Annotated in this window: 18 protein-coding genes; 8 read left to right on the top strand and 10 right to left on the bottom strand. The window is 62.5% G+C overall.

Translation table 11 applies throughout. From position 1 onward, the window contains the following. Nucleotides 1-25: 25 nt before the first annotated feature. On the bottom strand, nucleotides 26-535 hold the full coding sequence (locus tag SM763_RS15070; RefSeq protein ID WP_425537296.1) for an SH3 domain-containing protein: 510 nt from the start codon (nucleotides 533-535) through the stop codon (nucleotides 26-28). Between the two features lie 245 nt (nucleotides 536-780). On the opposite strand from SM763_RS15070, the gene SM763_RS15065 reads away from it, so the two are divergent. The 7 genes from SM763_RS15065 to SM763_RS15035 all read left to right on the top strand — a co-directional run bounded on the left by SM763_RS15065 (nucleotide 781) and on the right by SM763_RS15035 (nucleotide 10,485). Next, nucleotides 781-1,767: a 2-hydroxyacid dehydrogenase gene (locus SM763_RS15065; protein WP_065273552.1), complete on the top strand. Its 987-nt coding sequence runs from the start codon at nucleotides 781-783 to the stop codon at nucleotides 1,765-1,767. 80 nt (nucleotides 1,768-1,847) lie between these two features. Beyond that, a complete protein-coding gene (gene ggt / locus SM763_RS15060) occupies nucleotides 1,848-3,638 on the top strand; it encodes a gamma-glutamyltransferase (RefSeq protein ID WP_368999029.1) in 1,791 nt (596 codons plus the stop codon). Nucleotides 3,639-3,768: 130 nt separating this feature from the next. Beyond that, nucleotides 3,769-5,172, top strand: coding sequence for an FAD-binding oxidoreductase (locus SM763_RS15055; protein WP_065271106.1), 1,404 nt, complete (start codon nucleotides 3,769-3,771; stop codon nucleotides 5,170-5,172). 228 nt (nucleotides 5,173-5,400) lie between these two features. After that, the gene (locus tag SM763_RS15050) at nucleotides 5,401-7,908 is read left to right on the top strand and encodes a GcvT family protein (RefSeq protein WP_368999028.1); all 2,508 of its coding nucleotides are present in this window, start codon (nucleotides 5,401-5,403) and stop codon (nucleotides 7,906-7,908) included. 171 nt (nucleotides 7,909-8,079) lie between these two features. Further along, the gene (locus tag SM763_RS15045; RefSeq protein WP_368999027.1) at nucleotides 8,080-9,318 is read left to right on the top strand and encodes a PQQ-dependent sugar dehydrogenase; all 1,239 of its coding nucleotides are present in this window, start codon (nucleotides 8,080-8,082) and stop codon (nucleotides 9,316-9,318) included. 95 nt (nucleotides 9,319-9,413) lie between these two features. Then, on the top strand, nucleotides 9,414-9,761 hold the full coding sequence (locus SM763_RS15040) for a CidA/LrgA family protein (protein WP_274830849.1): 348 nt from the start codon (nucleotides 9,414-9,416) through the stop codon (nucleotides 9,759-9,761). Next, a complete protein-coding gene (locus tag SM763_RS15035) occupies nucleotides 9,754-10,485 on the top strand; it encodes an LrgB family protein (RefSeq protein ID WP_368999026.1) in 732 nt (243 codons plus the stop codon). Before SM763_RS15040 ends, SM763_RS15035 begins: the two co-directional genes overlap by 8 nt. A 6-nt stretch (nucleotides 10,486-10,491) precedes the next feature. Here the strand turns inward: SM763_RS15035 and SM763_RS15030 are convergent, their stop codons facing one another. The 5 genes from SM763_RS15030 to SM763_RS15010 all read right to left on the bottom strand — a co-directional run bounded on the left by SM763_RS15030 (nucleotide 10,492) and on the right by SM763_RS15010 (nucleotide 14,265). Beyond that, entirely contained in the window at nucleotides 10,492-11,082 is a 591-nt protein-coding gene (locus SM763_RS15030) for an HD domain-containing protein (RefSeq protein ID WP_065271101.1), read from the bottom strand. Nucleotides 11,083-11,167: 85 nt separating this feature from the next. Further along, the gene (locus SM763_RS15025; RefSeq protein ID WP_368999025.1) at nucleotides 11,168-11,506 is read right to left on the bottom strand and encodes a carboxymuconolactone decarboxylase family protein; all 339 of its coding nucleotides are present in this window, start codon (nucleotides 11,504-11,506) and stop codon (nucleotides 11,168-11,170) included. A 73-nt stretch (nucleotides 11,507-11,579) separates the two neighbouring features. Continuing rightward, a complete protein-coding gene (locus tag SM763_RS15020) occupies nucleotides 11,580-12,236 on the bottom strand; it encodes a DUF938 domain-containing protein (protein ID WP_368999024.1) in 657 nt (218 codons plus the stop codon). Further along, a complete protein-coding gene (locus SM763_RS15015) occupies nucleotides 12,236-13,312 on the bottom strand; it encodes an NAD(P)/FAD-dependent oxidoreductase (protein WP_368999023.1) in 1,077 nt (358 codons plus the stop codon). The genes SM763_RS15020 and SM763_RS15015 overlap by 1 nt, the downstream gene beginning before the upstream one ends. After that, entirely contained in the window at nucleotides 13,309-14,265 is a 957-nt protein-coding gene (locus tag SM763_RS15010) for an aldo/keto reductase (protein WP_368999022.1), read from the bottom strand. Before SM763_RS15010 ends, SM763_RS15015 begins: the two co-directional genes overlap by 4 nt. 129 nt (nucleotides 14,266-14,394) lie before the next feature. Here SM763_RS15010 and SM763_RS15005 point away from each other — a divergent pair, with 129 nt between their 5' ends. Next, complete coding sequence (locus SM763_RS15005) at nucleotides 14,395-15,009, top strand: CDP-alcohol phosphatidyltransferase family protein (RefSeq protein WP_368999021.1); 615 nt, start codon at nucleotides 14,395-14,397, stop codon at nucleotides 15,007-15,009. A 44-nt stretch (nucleotides 15,010-15,053) separates the two neighbouring features. On the opposite strand, the gene SM763_RS15000 is transcribed toward SM763_RS15005, so the two are convergent. From SM763_RS15000 to SM763_RS14985, 4 genes are all read right to left on the bottom strand, one after another. Continuing rightward, complete coding sequence (locus SM763_RS15000) at nucleotides 15,054-15,371, bottom strand: hypothetical protein (protein WP_274832286.1); 318 nt, start codon at nucleotides 15,369-15,371, stop codon at nucleotides 15,054-15,056. 211 nt (nucleotides 15,372-15,582) lie between these two features. Further along, entirely contained in the window at nucleotides 15,583-16,656 is a 1,074-nt protein-coding gene (locus SM763_RS14995) for a BMP family ABC transporter substrate-binding protein (protein WP_065271094.1), read from the bottom strand. Between the two features lie 71 nt (nucleotides 16,657-16,727). Next, complete coding sequence (locus tag SM763_RS14990) at nucleotides 16,728-17,648, bottom strand: ABC transporter permease (RefSeq protein ID WP_274832287.1); 921 nt, start codon at nucleotides 17,646-17,648, stop codon at nucleotides 16,728-16,730. Nucleotide 17,649: 1 nt separating this feature from the next. After that, a complete protein-coding gene (locus SM763_RS14985) occupies nucleotides 17,650-18,732 on the bottom strand; it encodes an ABC transporter permease (protein WP_274837480.1) in 1,083 nt (360 codons plus the stop codon). Between the last annotated feature and the right edge of the window lie 33 nt (nucleotides 18,733-18,765).

The following is an 18,765-nucleotide window of genomic DNA, read 5'->3' as shown; positions in this document are numbered from 1 at the left end:
AGGACCCGCCCAAGGTTCGCTGGGGTTATTCGCGAATTTCCTCGGGGTAAACGCCCCAGATCGTGGTCTTTGGCGTCCAGCCGCTGTAGCCGCCAGCTGAGATTTCGCACCAGTCGATGGTGCATTCTCCCAGGCGCGCAACCACGCCCAGTTCAAAGGCGGCGGTCACAGGCGCTGCCTTGTCCGGTCTGGAATGCACGGTCAGCAGATCTTGCTGCACCAGCGCCATGCGTACACCTGAAATCAGTGTGTAGTGCACCCAGCCGCCGGCGTTGTCATGGTCCCGCACGCGGCGCCAGTGGCCATATTCGGCGGTCACCTCAAGGGGCATGCCGCGCCGTTTGAACACCCAGTCGATCCGGTGGGTCAGCGAGGGGCCGCGCCGGATGTTGGCCTCGGAAGCTTTCATCGAAACGAAGCGGGGCAGGGGTAGATTCGTGACCGGGCCACGCGCGTCCTTGGCCATTGCCCCATGCGCAGCTGCCACAGTCGCGCAAATGGCCACCGCAAGAAGGCGCAATTTCAAAGCCGTCATATTCACCGCCTGCTCGTTCTGTGCCGGTTCCGGCGCCGGTCCTGGGGCTGGCCTGCCGTGTCAGCCCGGTTTCTTGTCCGGTCGCGTCCGCGTGTCCATAGGTCATAGGATCAGATGATCTGGAGGGAAAGACCCGAATGTCGCGTCACTTGGACCGAGGAGGCGGAAGGGTTCTTGTGCCTGCCTGCATCCTGCGCCACGATGCCATGGAGGTGCAGGAACTGAAAAGCCATGGGAGAGCGCAAGTGGTAAGAGAACGTCTGACTGTTGTCGTTACGCGACGGTTGCCGGAACCGGTCGAAACACGGCTGAGCGAGCTGTTCAACGTGCGGCTGCGCAGCGATGACACACCGATGACGCGCAGCGAAATGGCCGAGGCGATGCAAGAGGCCGATGTGCTGGTTCCGACGGTGACCGACACCATCGACGCGGCGCTTCTGGCGCAGGCCGGGCCGCGGCTGAAACTGATTGCGAATTATGGCGCCGGTGTCGATCACATTGACGTGGCCACGGCGCGGCAGCGCGGGATTCTAGTCTCCAATACGCCGGGCGTGCTGACCGATGATACGGCGGATATGACCATGGCGCTGATCATGGCGGTGGTACGCCGGATTCCCGAAGGTCTCGCCCTGATGCAAAAGGGCGAATGGGACGGCTGGGCGCCGACTGCGATGCTGGGTGGGCGGCTGGCGGGCCGTCGCCTGGGGATTCTGGGCATGGGCCGGATCGGTCAGGCCGTTGCCCGCCGGGCCAAGGCATTCGGCATGCAGATCCATTATCACAACCGCCGCCGCCTGCGCCCCGAGATCGAGGAAGAGTTGGAAGCGACCTATTGGGAGAGCCTGGATCAGATGGTCGCGCGGATGGATGTGATCTCGGTCAATTGCCCGTCCACGCCCTCGACCTTTCACCTGATGAACGCCCGGCGGCTGAAGCTGATGAAGCCGGATGCGGTGATCGTCAATACATCGCGCGGCGAGGTAATCGACGAACACGCGCTGACCCGGATGCTGCGCGCCGGAGAAATCGCCGGGGCTGGGCTGGATGTCTATGAACATGGCACCGACATCAACCCGCGCCTGCGCGAGCTGCCCAATGTGGTGTTGCTGCCGCATATGGGGTCGGCCACCATCGAAGGGCGGATCGAGATGGGCGAGAAGGTGCTGCTGAATATTAAGACATTCGAGGATGGCCACCGCCCGCCGGATCAGGTGGTTCCGGCGATGCTGTAACACAGGATTGATCTTTGCGACGCGGGCTATTGGCCCGCGTTTGCATTTTGAGGCAAGGCATTGTTTTGGAGGAGGCGATTATGAAGAAGATCTTTTTGATGTGCCTGTGCATGTCCGCAGGCACGGTGAGCGCGCAGCAGGCTGCAGATGCGGTGGCGCCGGAACCGGCTGCAAAAGGCGGGGCCGAGGCGCTGTCGCCTCAGGTGGCTTCTGCGCTCAAGTTCAAAGACGCCGGTCTGCCCGTCGAGGCGGACAACTGGATGGTGGCTGCAGCCAATCCTCACGCGGTGGAGGCCGGGGCGGCCGTGCTGCGCGCCGGGGGCACTGCGGCGGATGCCATGGTTGCGGTACAGGTGGTTCTGGGACTGGTCGAACCGCAATCCTCGGGGCTGGGCGGTGGTGCCTTTCTGGTCTGGTACGACGCGGAAACCGGCGAGATCACGACGCTGGATGGGCGTGAGACCGCGCCGCTGGCGGCCACACCGCGGCTGTTTCAGGATGACAGCGGCGCGCCGCTGAAATTCTTCGACGCTGTTGTCGGTGGCCGCTCTGTCGGCACCCCCGGCACGCCCGCGTTGCTGGAAGCAGCCCATCGCCGCTGGGGCAAGGCCAACTGGCCGTCGCTGTTCGAGGCCGGAATTTCGCTGGCCGAGGACGGGTTTGCTGTGTCGCCGCGTCTGGCTGGGCTGATCGAACGGGACGCCGAGCGCCTGTCGCGGTTTTCCGCAACCGCCGAGTATTTCCTGCCCGGGGGCATGCCGCTGAAGGCGGGAGACAGGCTGGTCAACCCGGCCTATGCCGAGGTGCTGCGGACCCTCGCAACAGATGGCGCGGATGGGTTCTACACCGGGCCGGTTGCAGCGGATATCGTGCGCACGGTGACCGGAGCCGTTGGCAATCCCGGCGTTCTCTCCGCTGTCGATCTGGCGCTTTATCAGGTCAAGGAACGCCCGGCGGTCTGCGCCGAATACCGCGCGTTTGAGGTCTGCGGCATGGGGCCACCGTCTTCTGGGGCGCTGACCGTGGGGCAGATCCTTGGCATGCTGGGGCAATACGATCTGGCGGCGCTGGGTGCCGAAAGCCCCGAGGCCTGGCGGTTGATCGGCGATGCCTCGCGTCTCGCCTTTGCCGACCGGGGACGCTACATGGCGGATAGTGATTTCGTGCCGATGCCCACCAAAGGTCTGGTCGATGCCGATTATCTGGCAGAGCGGGCGAAACTGCTGGCGGGAGACGATGCCTTGCCCGAGGTGGCGCCCGGCGCGCCCGCATTCGATCACGCGGGCCTGCCGCCGCAGTTGGCCGATGATGCCTCGATCGAGTTTCCCTCGACCTCGCATATCTCGATCGTGGATGGCTATGGCAATGTGCTGTCGATGACCACCACCATCGAAAACGGCTTTGGCTCGCGGCTGATGACCAACGGCTTCCTGCTCAACAATGAGCTGACCGATTTTTCCTTCCGCACCCACCGGGATGGTGTGCCGATTGCCAACCGGCTGGAGCCGGGCAAACGGCCGCGCTCCTCAATGGCGCCGACCATCGTGACCAAGGATGGCGCACCGGTGCTGGCCATCGGATCGCCGGGCGGCAGCCGGATCATTGGCTATGTCGCTTCCTCGATCATTGCCTGGGCTGATTGGGGCATGGATGTTCAAAAATCCGTGTCCCTGCCGCATGCCGTGAACCGGTTCGGCACCTATGATCTGGAAGAGGGCTCGGCAGCGGTTGGATTGGAAGCACCGCTCACGGACATGGGATATAAGGTCAATATCCGGGGGCTGAATTCAGGCCTGCACGCGATTGAGATCGGTGAACGCCTGAAAGGCGCTGCCGATCCCCGCCGCGAAGGCATTGCCCTGGGGGAGTAAATAATGCGGACCGGGGCGCGATTGGTCCATCACCGCGCCCCTTCAGCCCCACTTGCGTCTGCAGGTGTTGAGACTATATTGCCGCTCGTGTTGACGTGACAACACGAGCATGGAGGAGAAAGGACGACCCATGGTGCAAGCCACTTCACTGCCGCGGAACGAGCCGGGGATCAAAGCCGCCATAGGCGTTCTGAAACAGACATTCGGTGACCGGCTTCAGACCGGGCAGGCCATCCGTGAACAGCATGGCCACACCACCACCTGGATCGAAACCCAGGCGCCGGATGCGGTTGTCTTTCCCACCTCGACCGAAGAGGTCGCCGCCATCGTAAAGACCTGCGCCGAATATGGCGTGCCGGTCATTCCCTTTGGCACCGGCACCTCGCTGGAGGGCCATGTGAACGCTCCTGCAGGTGGCATTTCCGTGGATATGGCGCGTATGGACAAGATTTTGGCCGTGCATGCCGAGGATCTGGATGTGGTGGTGCAGCCGGGGGTGACGCGCGAGCAGCTCAACACCTTTCTGCGCGATCAGGGTCTGTTCTTTCCCATCGACCCCGGCGCCAATGCCTCGCTTGGCGGGATGGCTGCGACGCGGGCCTCGGGAACCAACGCGGTGCGCTATGGCACGATGAAAGACAACGTGCTCGCGCTTGAGGTCGTCATGGCTGACGGCGAGGTGATCCGTACCGCCCAGCGGGCCAAGAAATCCTCTGCCGGATACGATATGACCCGGCTGATGGTTGGCTCCGAAGGCACCCTTGGCCTGATCACCGAAATCACCCTGCGCCTGCAGGGCATCCCAGAGGCGATCCGCTCTGCCCGCTGCGCCTTCCGCTCGGTGGATGATGCCTGTCGCGCGGTGATGATGACCATCCAATACGGCATTCCCGTCGCCCGGATCGAAATGCTGGACGCGATGAGCGTCAAGGCCGCAAATACCTATTCCAAGCTGGACCTGCCCGAAGTGCCGCTGCTGCTGCTGGAATTCCACGGCTCCGAAGCGGGCGTAGTGGAGCAGGCCGAGATGTTCAGTTCCATCGCCGAAGAGTTCGGTGGTTTCGATTTCGAGGCGACCTCCACCGCGGAAGAGCGCAACAAGCTCTGGCAGGCGCGCCACGATATGTACTGGGCCTGCCTCGGCCTGCGCCCCGGTGCCAAGGGGATTTCAACCGATGTCTGCGTGCCGATCTCGCGGCTGGCCGAATGCGTCTCTACCGCCCGCGAAAAGGCAGAGGAAATGGGACTGATGGCGCCCATGGTCGGCCATGTAGGCGACGGCAACTTTCACGCGCTGCTGCTGATCGACATGGACAGCGCTGAGGAACGGGCCAAGGCGGATGAATACGTCGGCTGGCTCAACGATCTGGCGATTTCCATGGATGGCACCTGCACAGGTGAACATGGCATCGGGCAGGGTAAACGCCCCTATCTGACCAAGGAACTTGGCGCCGCGACCCGCTATATGGCGGCGGTCAAGGCAGCACTGGATCCGGACAATATCCTGAACCCGGGCAAGATCATTTCCGATTGATCAAAGGGATTAAAATCACGACCCTTGAAGGGCGGTGCGGGCGTGAACCTGCGCCGCCCTTTTGTGTTCGGCGCGGGGCAGGGATTCTGTCGCGTAGCGAAGATTCCGCACGGCAGGGCGCGAAAGGTCGGTTTTGTCGACTTTTGCGTCGGATGGATTTCGCGGTGATTTCCGGAATTCCGGCATACCATTGCCAAACCCTAGTCATTTCTTCCGGAGAAGCGGAATATGAAAACCCAAGTCAAAGCACTGGTTGTCGGCGGTGGCGCCGTCGGGACCTCGATCGCCTATCATCTGGCCAAGGCGGGCTGGGACGATGTGATGCTGATCGAACGGGACGAGCTGACCTCGGGCTCTACCTGGCACGCGGCCGGCCTGTTGCCGCTGTTCAACATGTCCTATGCGACCACCCACATCCACAAGTACTCGGTCGATTTTTACAAGACGCTGGAAGAAGAAACCGGGCTCAACGCCGGGTTTGCTGTGGTGGGCAACCTGCGTATGGCGCAGACGCAGGAGCGTATGGATGAATACATGCTCTATGCCTCGACCGCCGAGACCTGCGACGTCGATTACGAATGGCTGACCCCGGAGCAGATCAAGAAACGCTGGCCGCTGATCGAGACCGGCGACCTGAAGGGCGCGATCTACCACACTGAGGACGGTTACATTAACCCTGCCGATGTGACCCAGGCGATGGCCAAGGGCGCCCGGCAGCGCGGTGTCGAGATCGTGCGCAAACTGCAGGCCGATGCCTTCCACTGGAATGGCACCCACTGGGAAGTCACCTGCACCAAGATGGTCGAAAAGGGCGGCAACCTCGTCGAGAGCGACGAGCAGGTGGTGATCACAGCCGAGCACGTGGTGACCGCCTCCGGCAACCACGCGCAGCGCACCGCCAAGATGCTGGGCATCAAGATGCCCGCGATCCCGGTCGAGCACACCTTCATCGTCATGGACAAGGACCCCGAGCTGGTCAAATGGCGTGAAGCGGGCAACCCGGAGCACCCCGTCGTGCGTGATGCCGACAATGAATCCTACGCGCGTGAAGAGCGTGGCGGCTGGATCCTCGGCATCTATGAACATGGCGCGCCCGCGCGGTTCGAGCATGGCGTGCCGGATAGCTTCCGCGCTGATCTGTTCCCGTTGGATCTGGACCGGATCGCCGATCAATACATGGCGATGGCAGAGCGCGTGCCCTCCTGCGCCGAAAGCGGCCTCAAGGACGATTTCAACGGCCCGATCTGCTATACGCCCGACGGCAACCCGCTGGTCGGTCCGGCGCCCGGTCTGCGCAACATGTGGCTGGCCGAAGGCTTCTCCTTCGGCATCACTGCTGCGGGCGGCACCGGCTATTACCTGGCGCAGATGATGGTCGATGGCGAGGCCGAGATCGACATGGCGTCGCTCGACCCCAAGCGGTACTCCTCCAACTGGATGACGACCGAGTTCGCCGCGCGCAAGAACGAGGAAGCCTACGAGCACGTCTACATCCTGCACCACCCGGACGAAGAGCGCCCGGCCTGCCGCCCCCTGCGGACTTCGCCGGCCTATGACCGCCAGGCGGCCCGCGGTGCGCAATTCGGCTGGGTCAACGGCTGGGAACGCCCGAACTATTTCGGCCCGCTGGACGCGCCGGAGAACTTTGATCACGATGCACGTTCGTTCCGCCGTGGTGGCTGGTGGCAATACGCGGTCGAAGAGGCCAAGGCGATCCGTGAAGGCGTCGGCCTGATCGACGCGACCGCCTTTACCAAACACGTGGTCAAGGGCCCCGGTGCCACTCAGTTCCTCGACTGGTTCACCTGCAACAAGCTGCCCAAGGTAGGCCGTATCAACCTGACCTATGCGCTGACCTCGGCCGGGACCACCCGCACCGAATACACCATCGTGCGCAACGGCGAGAACAACTACTACCTCGTCTCTGCTGGCGCCTGGACCGAATATGACGCGGATTACCTGCGCAAGGCGGCCGAGGACAAGATGGAGGAGTTCGGCTATATCGAGATCCAGGACGTGACCACCCAGTGGGGCGTCTTCGCCATCGCCGGGCCGAAGTCCCGTGATGTGCTGAAAGAGGTGATCAAGGACGCTGATCCGGAGACCGCGCTCAGCAACAAACGTTTCCCCTGGCTGTCGGCCAAGCAGATCGAGCTGGGCATGTGCCCGGTGAACGCGATCCGCGTGGCCTATACGGGTGAGCTGGGCTGGGAGCTGCACCACCCGATCGAGATGCAGAACTACCTGTTCGACCTCTTGGAGAAGGCAGGCGAGAAACACGGTATGAAGCTGGTCGGCGCCCGCGCCCAGAACTGGCTGCGTCAGGAGAAGAGCTACCGCGCCTTTGGGCACGAGCTGGGCCGCGACGCGACCCCGCTTGAGGCAGACCTGCCGCGCTTTGTCGATTTGGAGAAGGACTTCTACGGCAAGGACGAAATGGTCGCCAAGGGCATCCGCTCCAAGTGCTGCACCATTCTGATCGACGGTCCGTCCGACACCGATCCCTGGGGCCGCGAGGCGCTTTATGCCGAGGATGGCACCCGCGTCGGGCGCCTGACCACAGGCGGCTATTCGGTGGCCTTTGAGAAGAGCATCGGTATGGGCTATGTGAAACCGGAATACGCGGTGGAAGGGACCAAGCTGAAGGTCAAGATGCTGGACCAGCTGTGGGATGCGGTCGTGACCTGCGACAGCCCCTATGATCCCAAGAACGAAAAGATCCGTGTGAACGGATAAAACAGCAAAGCCCCGGCCACCGTGCTGGGGCTTTTTTGTTGGAATGACGGACCGGTCGCGCTTTGCTGCCGGTTGTCCTGCTTCATTTTCCGACTACCCTTGGCGAGGTGCCGTGCATGGCTGTGGCGTCTGCGGGTTGTTGATCGAATTTGCGGTTTCAGGGAGAAGAGGATGAGACAGGTCTTTGGCAGTGCAGCTTTGTGCCTGATCTTTGCTGCGTCTGCACCTGCGCAGTCCGCCCCCGGAGATCCGGACGCGATCAGGATCACAGGATCCGCCGAACACACCTATATCGACCAAGACACGGCAGATGCCGATGCGTTGCGGCGCGTGTTGGAGGGCATCCGTTTGCCGACGGGGTTCAGGATCGAACTCTATGCGCTGGTTCCCGGTGCCCGCCACATGGCGCTTTCCCCTGGTGGCACAGTTCTGTTTGTCGGCACACGGCGGGACAAGGTTTGGGCAGTTCTGGACCCTGACCGCGACGGAGCTGTTGAGGAGGTCAAGAATTTCGCGCCCTCCCTGAGCCTTGATATCCCCAATGGCGTGGAGGTTTCTCCGGACGGTAATCTGTTCATCGCCGAACGCAACCGGGTGCTGATGGTTCCCGAGGCGGAGACCTTTGACCAGAACGCTGACATGGTCGCGGTGCCAATCGTGGCGCAGGGCAGCCTGATCCCCGTGGGGGAGGAAAGCTCTTATCACACGGCGCGGGTCATCAAGCTGGGGCCGGACAACAAGCTGTATATCTCGCTGGGGCAGCCCTATAACGTGGCGCCGCCAGAAAAGCTGGCGCTTTACAATGAGACGGGGATTGGCGGGATCATCCGCATGAACCGTGATGGCAGTGGGCGCGAAGTTTATACCTATGGCGCGCGAAATTCCGTGGGGCATGACTTTCATCCGGTAACCGGAGAGCTGTGGTGGACCGACAATCAGGTTGATGGCATGGGCGACGACATTCCACCCGGCGAAATTAACCGCCAGACCGAGAAGGGTCAGCATTTCGGCTTTCCCTGGTACGGTGGCGGCTCCACCCGGACGCGCGAGTATGCGGGGCAGGAGGTTCCGGTCGAGGTTGTCATGCCTGCGGTCGAAACCATCGCCCATGCGGCTGATCTGGGTATGAGTTTCTACACCGGGGACATGTTCCCCGAAAAATACCGCAACGCGATCTTTTCGGCCCAACATGGGTCCTGGAACCGCTCCGAGCGGGTCGGCGCACGGGTGATGGTAACCTTCATCGACGCGCAGGGGAACGCGGCCATCGAACCCTTTGCCGAAGGCTGGCTGAACCAAGACGGTGAATATGATGGTCGCCCGGTGGATGTTATCCAGCACCCGGATGGCTCCATTCTGGTGTCGGATGATTTTGCCGGTGCCGTCTACCGGATTTCCTATTCCCCGTAGGCCTGCTGCCTTGTCCGACCCGATGAGAGGGCACGCCGCTTGTTTGGATGCCAGAGGGATGCCACAGTCACCTCATCAGGTGCAGGAGGGATAAGATGTTGGGTTTCCTTACGCTTATACTGGTGTGTCAGCTGGCTGGGGAGTTCATCACCGGCGCCTTGGCGCTGCCCATACCGGGGCCGGTGCTGGGCATGGTGTTTCTGTTCATCATTCTGATGTTGCTGGGCCGGGTGCCCGCGCAGCTGGATCAGACGGCAAACGGCCTGTTGCGGTCGATGTCGCTGCTGTTCGTGCCGGCCGGGACCGGGGTGATCCTGCATTTCCAGCTGCTGGGACAGGCGCTGTTGCCGCTGGGGCTGGCGCTGGTGGTCTCGACTTTGGCGACCATCGCGGTGACCGGGCTGTTGATGCAGTGGCTGGGGGCGGGGTCTGCCGATGGATAACCTGCAGGACACCTGGGTCTATCTCAGCGCATCGCCGCTGTTTCATCTCACCCTGACGCTGGTTGCCTTTCAGGCGGCCAGTCTTCTCTTTGAGAAAACCGGCAGAAACCCTCTGCTGAACCCGGTGCTGGGGGCGGTGCTAATCGTCGTGGCGGTGCTGATGCTGACCGGGACGGATTATGGCAGTTATTTCGAGGGCGCCCAGTTCGTGCATTTCCTGCTGGGGCCTGCCACGGTTGCCCTTGCGGTGCCGCTCTATCGGCAATGGTACCGGGTGCGCCGGTCGGCCCTGGCCATCGTGGTGAGCCTTGTGGCCGGATCGCTGACCGCCATCCTGTCCGCTGTGGCGGTGGCCTGGCTTGCAGGCAGTTCCGAGGCAGTTCTTGCATCGGTGGCGCCGAAATCGGTGACGGCGCCCGTGGCAATGGGCATTGCCGAGAAACTGGGCGGCCTGCCGTCGCTGACCGCGGTTCTGGTGATCGTGACCGGGATCCTTGGCGCCATGCTGGGGCCGAAGGTTCTGGACGTGACCGGCGTGGTCGACTGGCGCGCGCGGGGGCTGGCGATTGGCACCGCCAGCCACGGGATCGGTACCGCCCGGGCGCTGCAGGTGAATGAAACCGCAGGCGCCTTTTCCGGCCTTGCAATGGGCCTCAACGCGCTCGCAACAGCGCTGCTGCTACCGATCGTCTGGAGCGGCATCCTGTGGATCATGGGCGGCTGAGCCGGATCAGCTGTCGCTGGTCTCGTTCAGCTCCATGTGGCCTTCGCCGCGCGCGAGCACCCGGCGCAGGATCGGTTCGAAGAATTCCAGCGGTTTCGTCGGGTAATCCGGGTCAAAGGCGCATTGATCATAGTCGTGACAGAACTTGCGGCAGTCCTCCCAATAGGGGCTGTCGCGGTATTTGTCCCGTGCGTGACGGTCGCCGCCAAGGTGGTGATTGTAGTAATACCCCTGAAAGACGCAGTGGTGTTTCAGGATCCACCAGGTGCGTTCGCTGACATAGGGTTTCATCATCGCGGCGGCCAGTTCGCCGTGGTTATAGGGCGACAGGATATCGCCCACATCATGCACCAGCGCCGCAACGACGATTTCGTCATCGGCGCCATCGGCATGGGCGCGGGTGGCGGCCTGAAGACAATGCTGGAAGCGGTTCACCGGGTAGGGCGTCCAGTCCTCGTCAAGCGAGCGGATCGCGTCCAGAATACGGTCGGGCAGGGCGGCGTTATAGGCCTCCTCATACTCCATGACCGCATCCCAGTCTGCCTTCCCAGCCTCTTCAAAGCTGGTCCAGGTGGGGGTGTGACGTTGATCTTTCATGGCAGGCTCCCGGTTGATCTTTTCCGGAAGCCTAGCCGCTGTTTTTCGAATGGAACAGGCCATTCTGTGTGTAGTGATCCACGCCTCAGGCGGCGGTCAGCTCGTCAAAGCAGGTCATCGCCTTGGCTGCGTACATCATCGCGGGTCCGCCGCCCATCTGGATCGACATCGCCAGTACGTCGGCCACTTCTTCGCGGGTGGCGCCGGCCTTGATCAGGGTTTCCACGTGCAGCCCGATACAGTCCTCACACCGCAGGGCGACCGCGATGCCAAGCGCCACGAATTCCTTCTGCTTGAACTCCAGCGTGCCACCCTGTTTCACCGCCTTGCCAAGGGCGCCAAAGGCCTGCGCGGTCTCGGGGGTCGCCCGGTTCAGATTGCGCAGCCCGTTGCGGGTTCCGTCCAGTTTCTCGTGCCAGCCCATGATCTGTCCTTCATCATCATATTCATTTTCCTGAAGGAGTAGGTTGGCTGCAGTACTGCGGCTTTGATCTGGGTCAGAAATCCGGTTTTTGCGCCACCAGGGCCAGATTGTTTGCTGGCATTTCGATCACCTCGGCCAGATCAAGGCCCGCCTCCTGCAGCCAGTCGATGGTGTCGAAATCGTCCTTGTAGCCGATGAGCGGATCATGGCCCGTCAGAGAGGCGTGGAACCTCTGATCGCCTTCGCTTGTCAGCTCACCAGCGCGCATAAAGGGTCCATAGATCGCGATCCTTCCGGCCGGGGCCAGCGCGCGTGCGGCTTCGCGGATCAGGGTCTTGGCGTCTTCCTCGGTGATAAGGTGCAGAAGATTCGACAGGATGATGAAATCGACTGGCCCGACCGTTGCGGCCCAGCCCGGCGCCGTCGCATCCAGTTCTGCGGCGGGGCGCAGGTTATCAAGGCCCGCCTCTGCGACATAGGCGTCGATGCTGGCGCGCCGGGCTGCGTCCACCTCGGTCGGTTGCCAGATCAACCCAGGCAGGCGCCGTGCATAGGCCACCACATGCTGGCCGGTGCCGCTGGCGACCTCCAGCGCGCTGCCGGTTTCAGGTGCGATGTCGGCCAAGAGATCGCACAGGGGATCGATATTGCGCTCGGCAGAGGGGGCGAAGAGCTTGCCATCCTGCGCAGCGGCGACAGAGGCGGTGCCGGGAACAGAGCGAACGGGCATCAGCGCAGCCTTTCCGGTGACAGGGCGGCGATGATATCACGGTCCAGTTCAGGCGTATTGCCGCCGATCAGATCGCGCAGCAGGCGCGATGCGGCTGGTGCGGTCTGAAAGCCATAGCCGCCCTGCGCCGCGCACCAGATGAAATCGGGGCGGTCAGGGGCCGCGCCCAGCACCAGCGCGCCATCGCTCACGAAACTGCGCAGACCGGCCCAGTTGCTTTCGACCCGTGTGACGGGTTCGGTCACCTTTTCCTCATAACGCGCCAGCCCCTCGGCCAGCACCATATCATCGGCAAAGGCATCGTGCGGCTCAACCGGGTCGGCATCCGCAGGGGAGACCAGCAGCTTGCCTGCATCGGGTTTGGCGTACCAACATTCCCCGACCCCCATCATCATCGGCCATTTTGTGACATCGTGACCGCCCGGCGCGGGCAGCCGTGCCATGGAGCGGCGTTTGGGAGTGATCCCGATGGGCGCAACCCCGGCAAGGGTGGCGATCCGATCAACCCAGGCCCCGGCGGCATTGATTAGTTGCTTGCCTTCATAGGCCCGACCGCCTGCCGTCACCTGCCAGCCTGACCCGCTATGCTGGATCGCGGTGACCTCGGCCCGTGTGATCACCTGTCCGCCTGCACCGCGCACCACGCGGGCAAAATCCTGGATCATCCGGTCGGTATCCAGATCCTGCGCGTCCTCGTGCAGGGCGGCCATGGTGACGGAGGCCGGATTTAGGATCGGCACCCGGGCATAGGCATCGTCGATATGGATCTTGTGCAGGTCCAGCTCAGCCACATCTGCTGCAAAACCGCCTTCTTCGCCGGGGCCTGCCACCAGCATGAAACCGCGCGGTGTCAGGTAACCGCCATTGGCATTGTAATGGTAGTCGGCGCTGGCCTTGTTGAGCGCGACAACCGCCGGGTTTCCATAGCTTTCCTCGAACATGGCGGCCGAGCGCCCGGAGGCGTGGTAGCCAAGCGCCTCTTCCGCCTCCAGTACCGTGACGCTGCCGAGCTCCGACAGCCGTGCGGCGGCGCTGATCCCTGCGATGCCGCCGCCAATGACGATAAAATCACTCATGCCGAAATACCTTCGTCCTGTTCTTCCAGCCGGTCTGTCGCCGGCGCCGGGCGCGGGCTGAGCGCTGAAATCCGCGCATAAAGATCGGCACTCACGTCAAAATCCATCGCCGCGAGCGACGGCGCAAGCTGTTCTGCGGTGCGCCCCGAGATGATCGGCATCGGACCGCTGGAATGGGCCGCCACCCAGGCCACGGCAAGGGTCGCCGTATCGGTGCCAAGCTCCTGCGCCAGCGCGGCCAGATCTGCGGCGGCGCGGTGCATCCAGTCCTGCCCATAGCGGCTTTTGTAGCGGGGATCTTCCTGCAGGCGCCCTTCGCCACTGCCCGCGGCGTATTTGCCGGTCAGCAGCCCGCCGCCTAGCGGAGAGTAGGGCGCGATGGCGATGTCCTGATCGGCGCACATAGGCAGGATCTCGACCTCGGCCTGGCGTTTCACCAGCGAATACATCGGCTGCAGGATATCAATCGACAGATCGAATTTGGCGCCGATCATCTGCGCCTTGACCACCTGCCAGGCGGCGAAATTCGACAGGCCCACATAGCGGATCAGCCCCTGTTGTTTCAGGGATGCAAAACATTCCAGCGTTTCGGTGAGGTCGGTTTCGGGATCGAACCGGTGCAGGTAAAGGACATCGACCATATCCAGATCCAGCCGCGCTCGGCAGGTGTCGAACTGCGCCCGCATGTTGGCTTCCCCTGCGCCGCCGGTATAGCCCACCTTGGTCGCGATCAGCAGCTTGTCGCGCTCCCCCTTGATCAGGCGGCCGAGGATCTTCTCGCTTTCGCCCTCGTTATAGACCCAGGCGGTGTCGAAATGGGTGATCCCGGCTGCGCGGCAGGCGTCATACATTTCGGCAGATTGCGTTTCGTTGGCGCGGCCTCCGAACTGCATGGTGCCAAAGGCAAAGCGGCTGACGGGGGCGTGGTCGGGGGTGGTCAGGATGCGTGTCATGGCGGCAACCTGCCACGTCGCGGGAACAGGGAAAAGAGCGAAGATGACGCAACAACAGGCTTCTGCCAAAAACGCCGCCGCGCGCAATTGTGACTGGAGCGCGCAGCGTTTGCAGGGCACAACAGAGCCATGTTTGATGCCCGTATCCGCCCGTTGATCGACCCTGCGTTGAACGCGCAGGGCAGGGTCATTGCGCGCTGGGGGATCAGTGCCAATCAGGTGACGCTGTTAGGGCTGGCGCTGGGGCTTCTGTCGGCTGCGCTGATTGCTCTCGGGATGTTTGGCTGGGCGCTGCTGCCGTTGTTACTGTCACGCCTTGCCGATGGGCTGGATGGGGCGGTGGCGCGGGCCAGCGCGCCGACGGGGTTTGGCGGTTATCTCGATATCACCTGCGATTTCCTGTTCTATGGCGCGGTGCCCTTGGCATTCGTGCTGGCGAACCCTGGGGCCAATGGCGCGGCAGGTGCCTTTCTGCTCATGTCTTTCTACGTGAACGGTGCCAGCTTCCTTGGTTATTCCGTCCTGGCCGAGCGGCACCAGATGTCCAGCACCGCGCGCGGCGTCAAAACGCTCTACTTTACCGGGGGGCTGCTGGAAGGGGCGGAGACGATCGGGTTCTTCGTGGCGCTGTGCCTGTTTCCGGGGGCCTTTGCCCTGATGGGCTGGGTGTTCGGCGCTTTGTGCTTCGTGACGGCTGCGTCGCGTGTGCTGTTGGCCTATCGGGTGTTCTCGCAGAAGCGCTAGGCCCCCAGTGATTACTGTCGAGGCTGCGCTGTCTATGCGCCAGCTTATCGGCGTCTGATCCGATCCCGTCGCGCGATAATGTGAGTGACCGCACAGACCGGAAGCCAGATCTGAGCAAGCAGACCCGCGCCCAGTACGTTCCAGAACAGCGCCTCGGCGCCGCCCGAAAAACCGAACCTGGTTCCGGAGAGCAGGAACGCCACGCAAAAGGCGATCAGGCAGGACAGGAAAAATGCGCGCCATGGCTGGTTCGGCAGACGCCGGATCGTGAGAATAGACGCTGCGCAAGCAACCACGGCAAGGGCGATGGAGTAGGGAAGCCAGTCGCCCGCCAAGAGATAGCCGTAATCGAAAAACTCCATCCTTTTCTAGGCCTCCCGGTCTAGCGCCCGCCGATGCTGGTGCGATGAGAATATTAGGAGAGTTGGTCGTGGTCTGCAAAAGGTTGCTTTACTGCAGAAGTTGGGGTCGCCCAAGATTTGCGGAGTGGCTGTGCAGAGGAGAACTGCAGCCACCAAAAGAAAAGGCCCGCCAATCTGGCGGGCCTTTCCGTAACTCGTCCGGGCAAGGCGCTTACTGCGGGATGTCGCCTTCGATGCCTTCAACAAAGAAGTTCATGCCGGCCAGGGTGCCGTCATCGGCGGTTTCACCCTCTGCCAGCCACGCCGAACCGTCCTGCTTGTTCAGCGGGCCGGTGAACGGGTGGTAGGAACCGTCCGCGATCGAGGCTTTCAGCGCCAGCGCGGCTTCTTTTACGTCGGCGGGAACCGCGTCGGAGATTTCACCGATGCCCACCATGCCCGGGCCGATGCCGTCCCAGGTGTCAACCGAGGTCCAGGTGCCGTCCATCACGGCCTTGGTACGGGCGATGTAATAGGGCGCCCAGTTGTCGATGATCGAGGAGACGCGCGGTTTCGGCGCATACTCGGCCATGTCGGAAGCCTGACCAAAGGTGATCACGTTGCCTGCGGCCTGTGCGGCCGCCTGCGGTGCGGTGGAGTCGGTGTGCTGCAGGATCACGTCGGCGCCCTGTTCGATCAGAACCTTGGCGGCGTCGGCCTCTTTCGCCGGGTCGAACCAGGTGAAGGCCCAGACGATCTTGAAGGTGACGTCGGGGTTCACTTTCTTGGCGTGGATATAGGCAGAGTTGATGCCGCGGATCACTTCGGGGATCGGGTAGGACCCGATGTAGCCGACGATGTTGCTCTCGGTCATGTTGCCCGCGATGGTGCCCTGAACGGCGCGGCCTTCATAAAAACGTGCGGAATAGGTCGAGACGTTGTCGGCTCGCTTGTAGCCGGTGGCGTGCTCGAACTTCACGTTCGGGAATTTCTTGGCGACGTTGATCGTGGGATCCATATAGCCAAAGGAGGTGGTGAAGATCAGGTCGGCGCCCTGCAGCGCCATCTGGGTAATCACGCGCTCGGCGTCGGGGCCTTCTGCGACGTTTTCAACATAGACGGTTTCGACCTTGTCGCCGAATTCCTCTTCTACGGCCAGGCGGCCCTGATTGTGCTCATAGGTCCAGCCACCGTCGCCGACGGGACCGACATAGACAAAGCCTACCTTGGTCTTGTCTTCGGCCATAGCGCCGGTCGCAAGGCCAAGCGCCATGGCGGCGCTGGTCAGAAGTGTCGTCAGTTTCATCAAAGGGATCCCCCGTGTTGTTTATAATATGCCCGGATGCCCGGGCAGGGTGTTTGGCCTGCCGTCAGATCCTAACGGGAGGCATGGAAATTGCGGCCAAGGGCAGCGGGTGCGCTGCTCTTATCCGCTGATAGAATGACAAGCACCACAATGGTGATCAGATAGGGCGACATTGCCAGATACTCGACCGGGATGGCAACGCCTGCTGCCTGAAGATTAAGCTGCACCACGGTAACACCGCCGAAAAGATAGGCGCCCAGCAGCACCCGCCAGGGTTTCCAGCTGGCAAAGACCACCAGCGCAAGGGCGATCCAGCCGATGCCGGCGGTCATGCCTTCGGTCCACTGGGGGACCCGGATCAGGCTGATATAGGCACCGCCCATGCCAGCGCAGGCGCCGCCGAACAGGATCGCCAGCACCCGGATGCGCAGCACCTTGTAGCCAAGCGCATGGGCCGCATCGTGGTTTTCCCCGACCGCGCGCAGGATCAGACCCACACGGGTGTATTTCAGTACCACCCAGACCACTGCCGTTAGGACAATGCCGAAATAGAGGATGATGTCATGGCCAAACAGGATCGGGCCGACAACGGGAAGATCGCTCAGCACCGGGATGTGGATGTCCTGCATCTGCGGCGGTTTGATGCCGACATAGCTTTGTCCCATCAGCGCCGAGATTCCGAGCCCGAAGAGCGTGAGTGACAGGCCCGATGCGACCTGGTTGGCCTTGGCAAACTGGGTGAGGATGGCGAAGAGGGTGGACAGCGTCGCCCCCGCCACTGCGGCGATGACAAAGCCGAAGAGCGGTGAGCCGCTTTCGACGGCGGTGGCAAAGCCGGCGATGGCGCCGGTGATCATCATGCCTTCGACGCCAAGGTTCAGAACGCCTGCCTTTTCCACCACCAGTTCGCCCACGGCGGCCAGCAGCAGCGGCGTAGCCGCCACCATGAGGGAGGCGATCAGCAGGACCGGGTTGATTGCGGATAGATCCATCTTACGCCACCTCCGGCTTGCCGATTGCGATACGGAAATTGGTGAGCAGGTCAAAGGCCAAGAGGAAGAAGAGTAGCATCCCCTGGAAGACCTGGATCGCTGCCGAGGGCAGGCCCATGTTCGATTGCGCGATATCGCCGCCAATATACGTCAGCGCCATCAGCCCTCCTGCCAGCAGGATCCCGACGGGATGCAGGCGACCAAGAAAGGCCACGATAATTGCGGTGAAGCCATAGCCTACGTTGAAATCGATCGAAACCTGACCCGACGGGCCGGAGACCTCGAACAGGCCCGCAAGGCCGGCCAGCATGCCGGAGGTGCCAAGGCAGAACAGCACCAGCCGCGCCGGGTTCACGCCGGCAAAACGCGCGGCGCGCGGGGCTTCGCCGGTCAGGCGGATCTGATAGCCCAGCATGTGCCGGTTCAGCAGCACATAGGCAAAGATCACCGCGATCAATGCTGCCACAACGCCCCAGTGCATACCGGTTCCGGCGATCAGATCGGCGTTATGGGCGCTTTCGTATTGCTGCAGGTTGCGGCTGCCCGGAAAGCCAAAGCCTTCGGGGTTCTTGAGCAATCCCAGCGACATGGAGGCAAGGAACTGCTCGGCCACATAGACCAGCATCAGGGAGACAAGGATTTCATTGGTGCCGAAGCGAACCTTCAGAAAGGCCGGGATCATCGCCCAGATCCAGCCGCCAAAGGCGCCTGCGAGGACCATGAGCGGGAAGATGTACCAGGCCTCGAGTGGGTAAAAGGCCAGCCCCATCCCGGCGCCGAACAGCGCGCCCATGATATACTGTCCCTCGGCACCGATGTTCCAGATCCCGGCGCGAAAGCCCAAGGACAGGCCGATGGCGATCAAGACCAGCGGCGCGCCTTTGATCAGCAGCTGCGGGCGGTAGTAGAAGGCGAACTCGCCAAACAGCGGTTCCCAGAAGATGGTGCGGATCGCCTCGACCGGGTCCTTGCCCAGGATGGCGAACAACAGCCCGCCCGCGATCATCGTTGCCAGCACCGCCACCAGCGGCGTGGCCATCGACCAGGCGCGCGACGGCTGTGGCCGTTTCTCAAGCCGGATCATGCGTCGGCTCCTTCATTGATAGTCAAATACTGG

Origin of the sequence: Pseudophaeobacter sp. C1-32P7 (genome assembly GCF_041008775.1) — a bacterium.
GTDB lineage: Bacteria > Pseudomonadota > Alphaproteobacteria > Rhodobacterales > Rhodobacteraceae > Phycobacter > Phycobacter gallaeciensis_A.
This window is presented reverse-complemented; position numbering and strand designations above follow the sequence as displayed.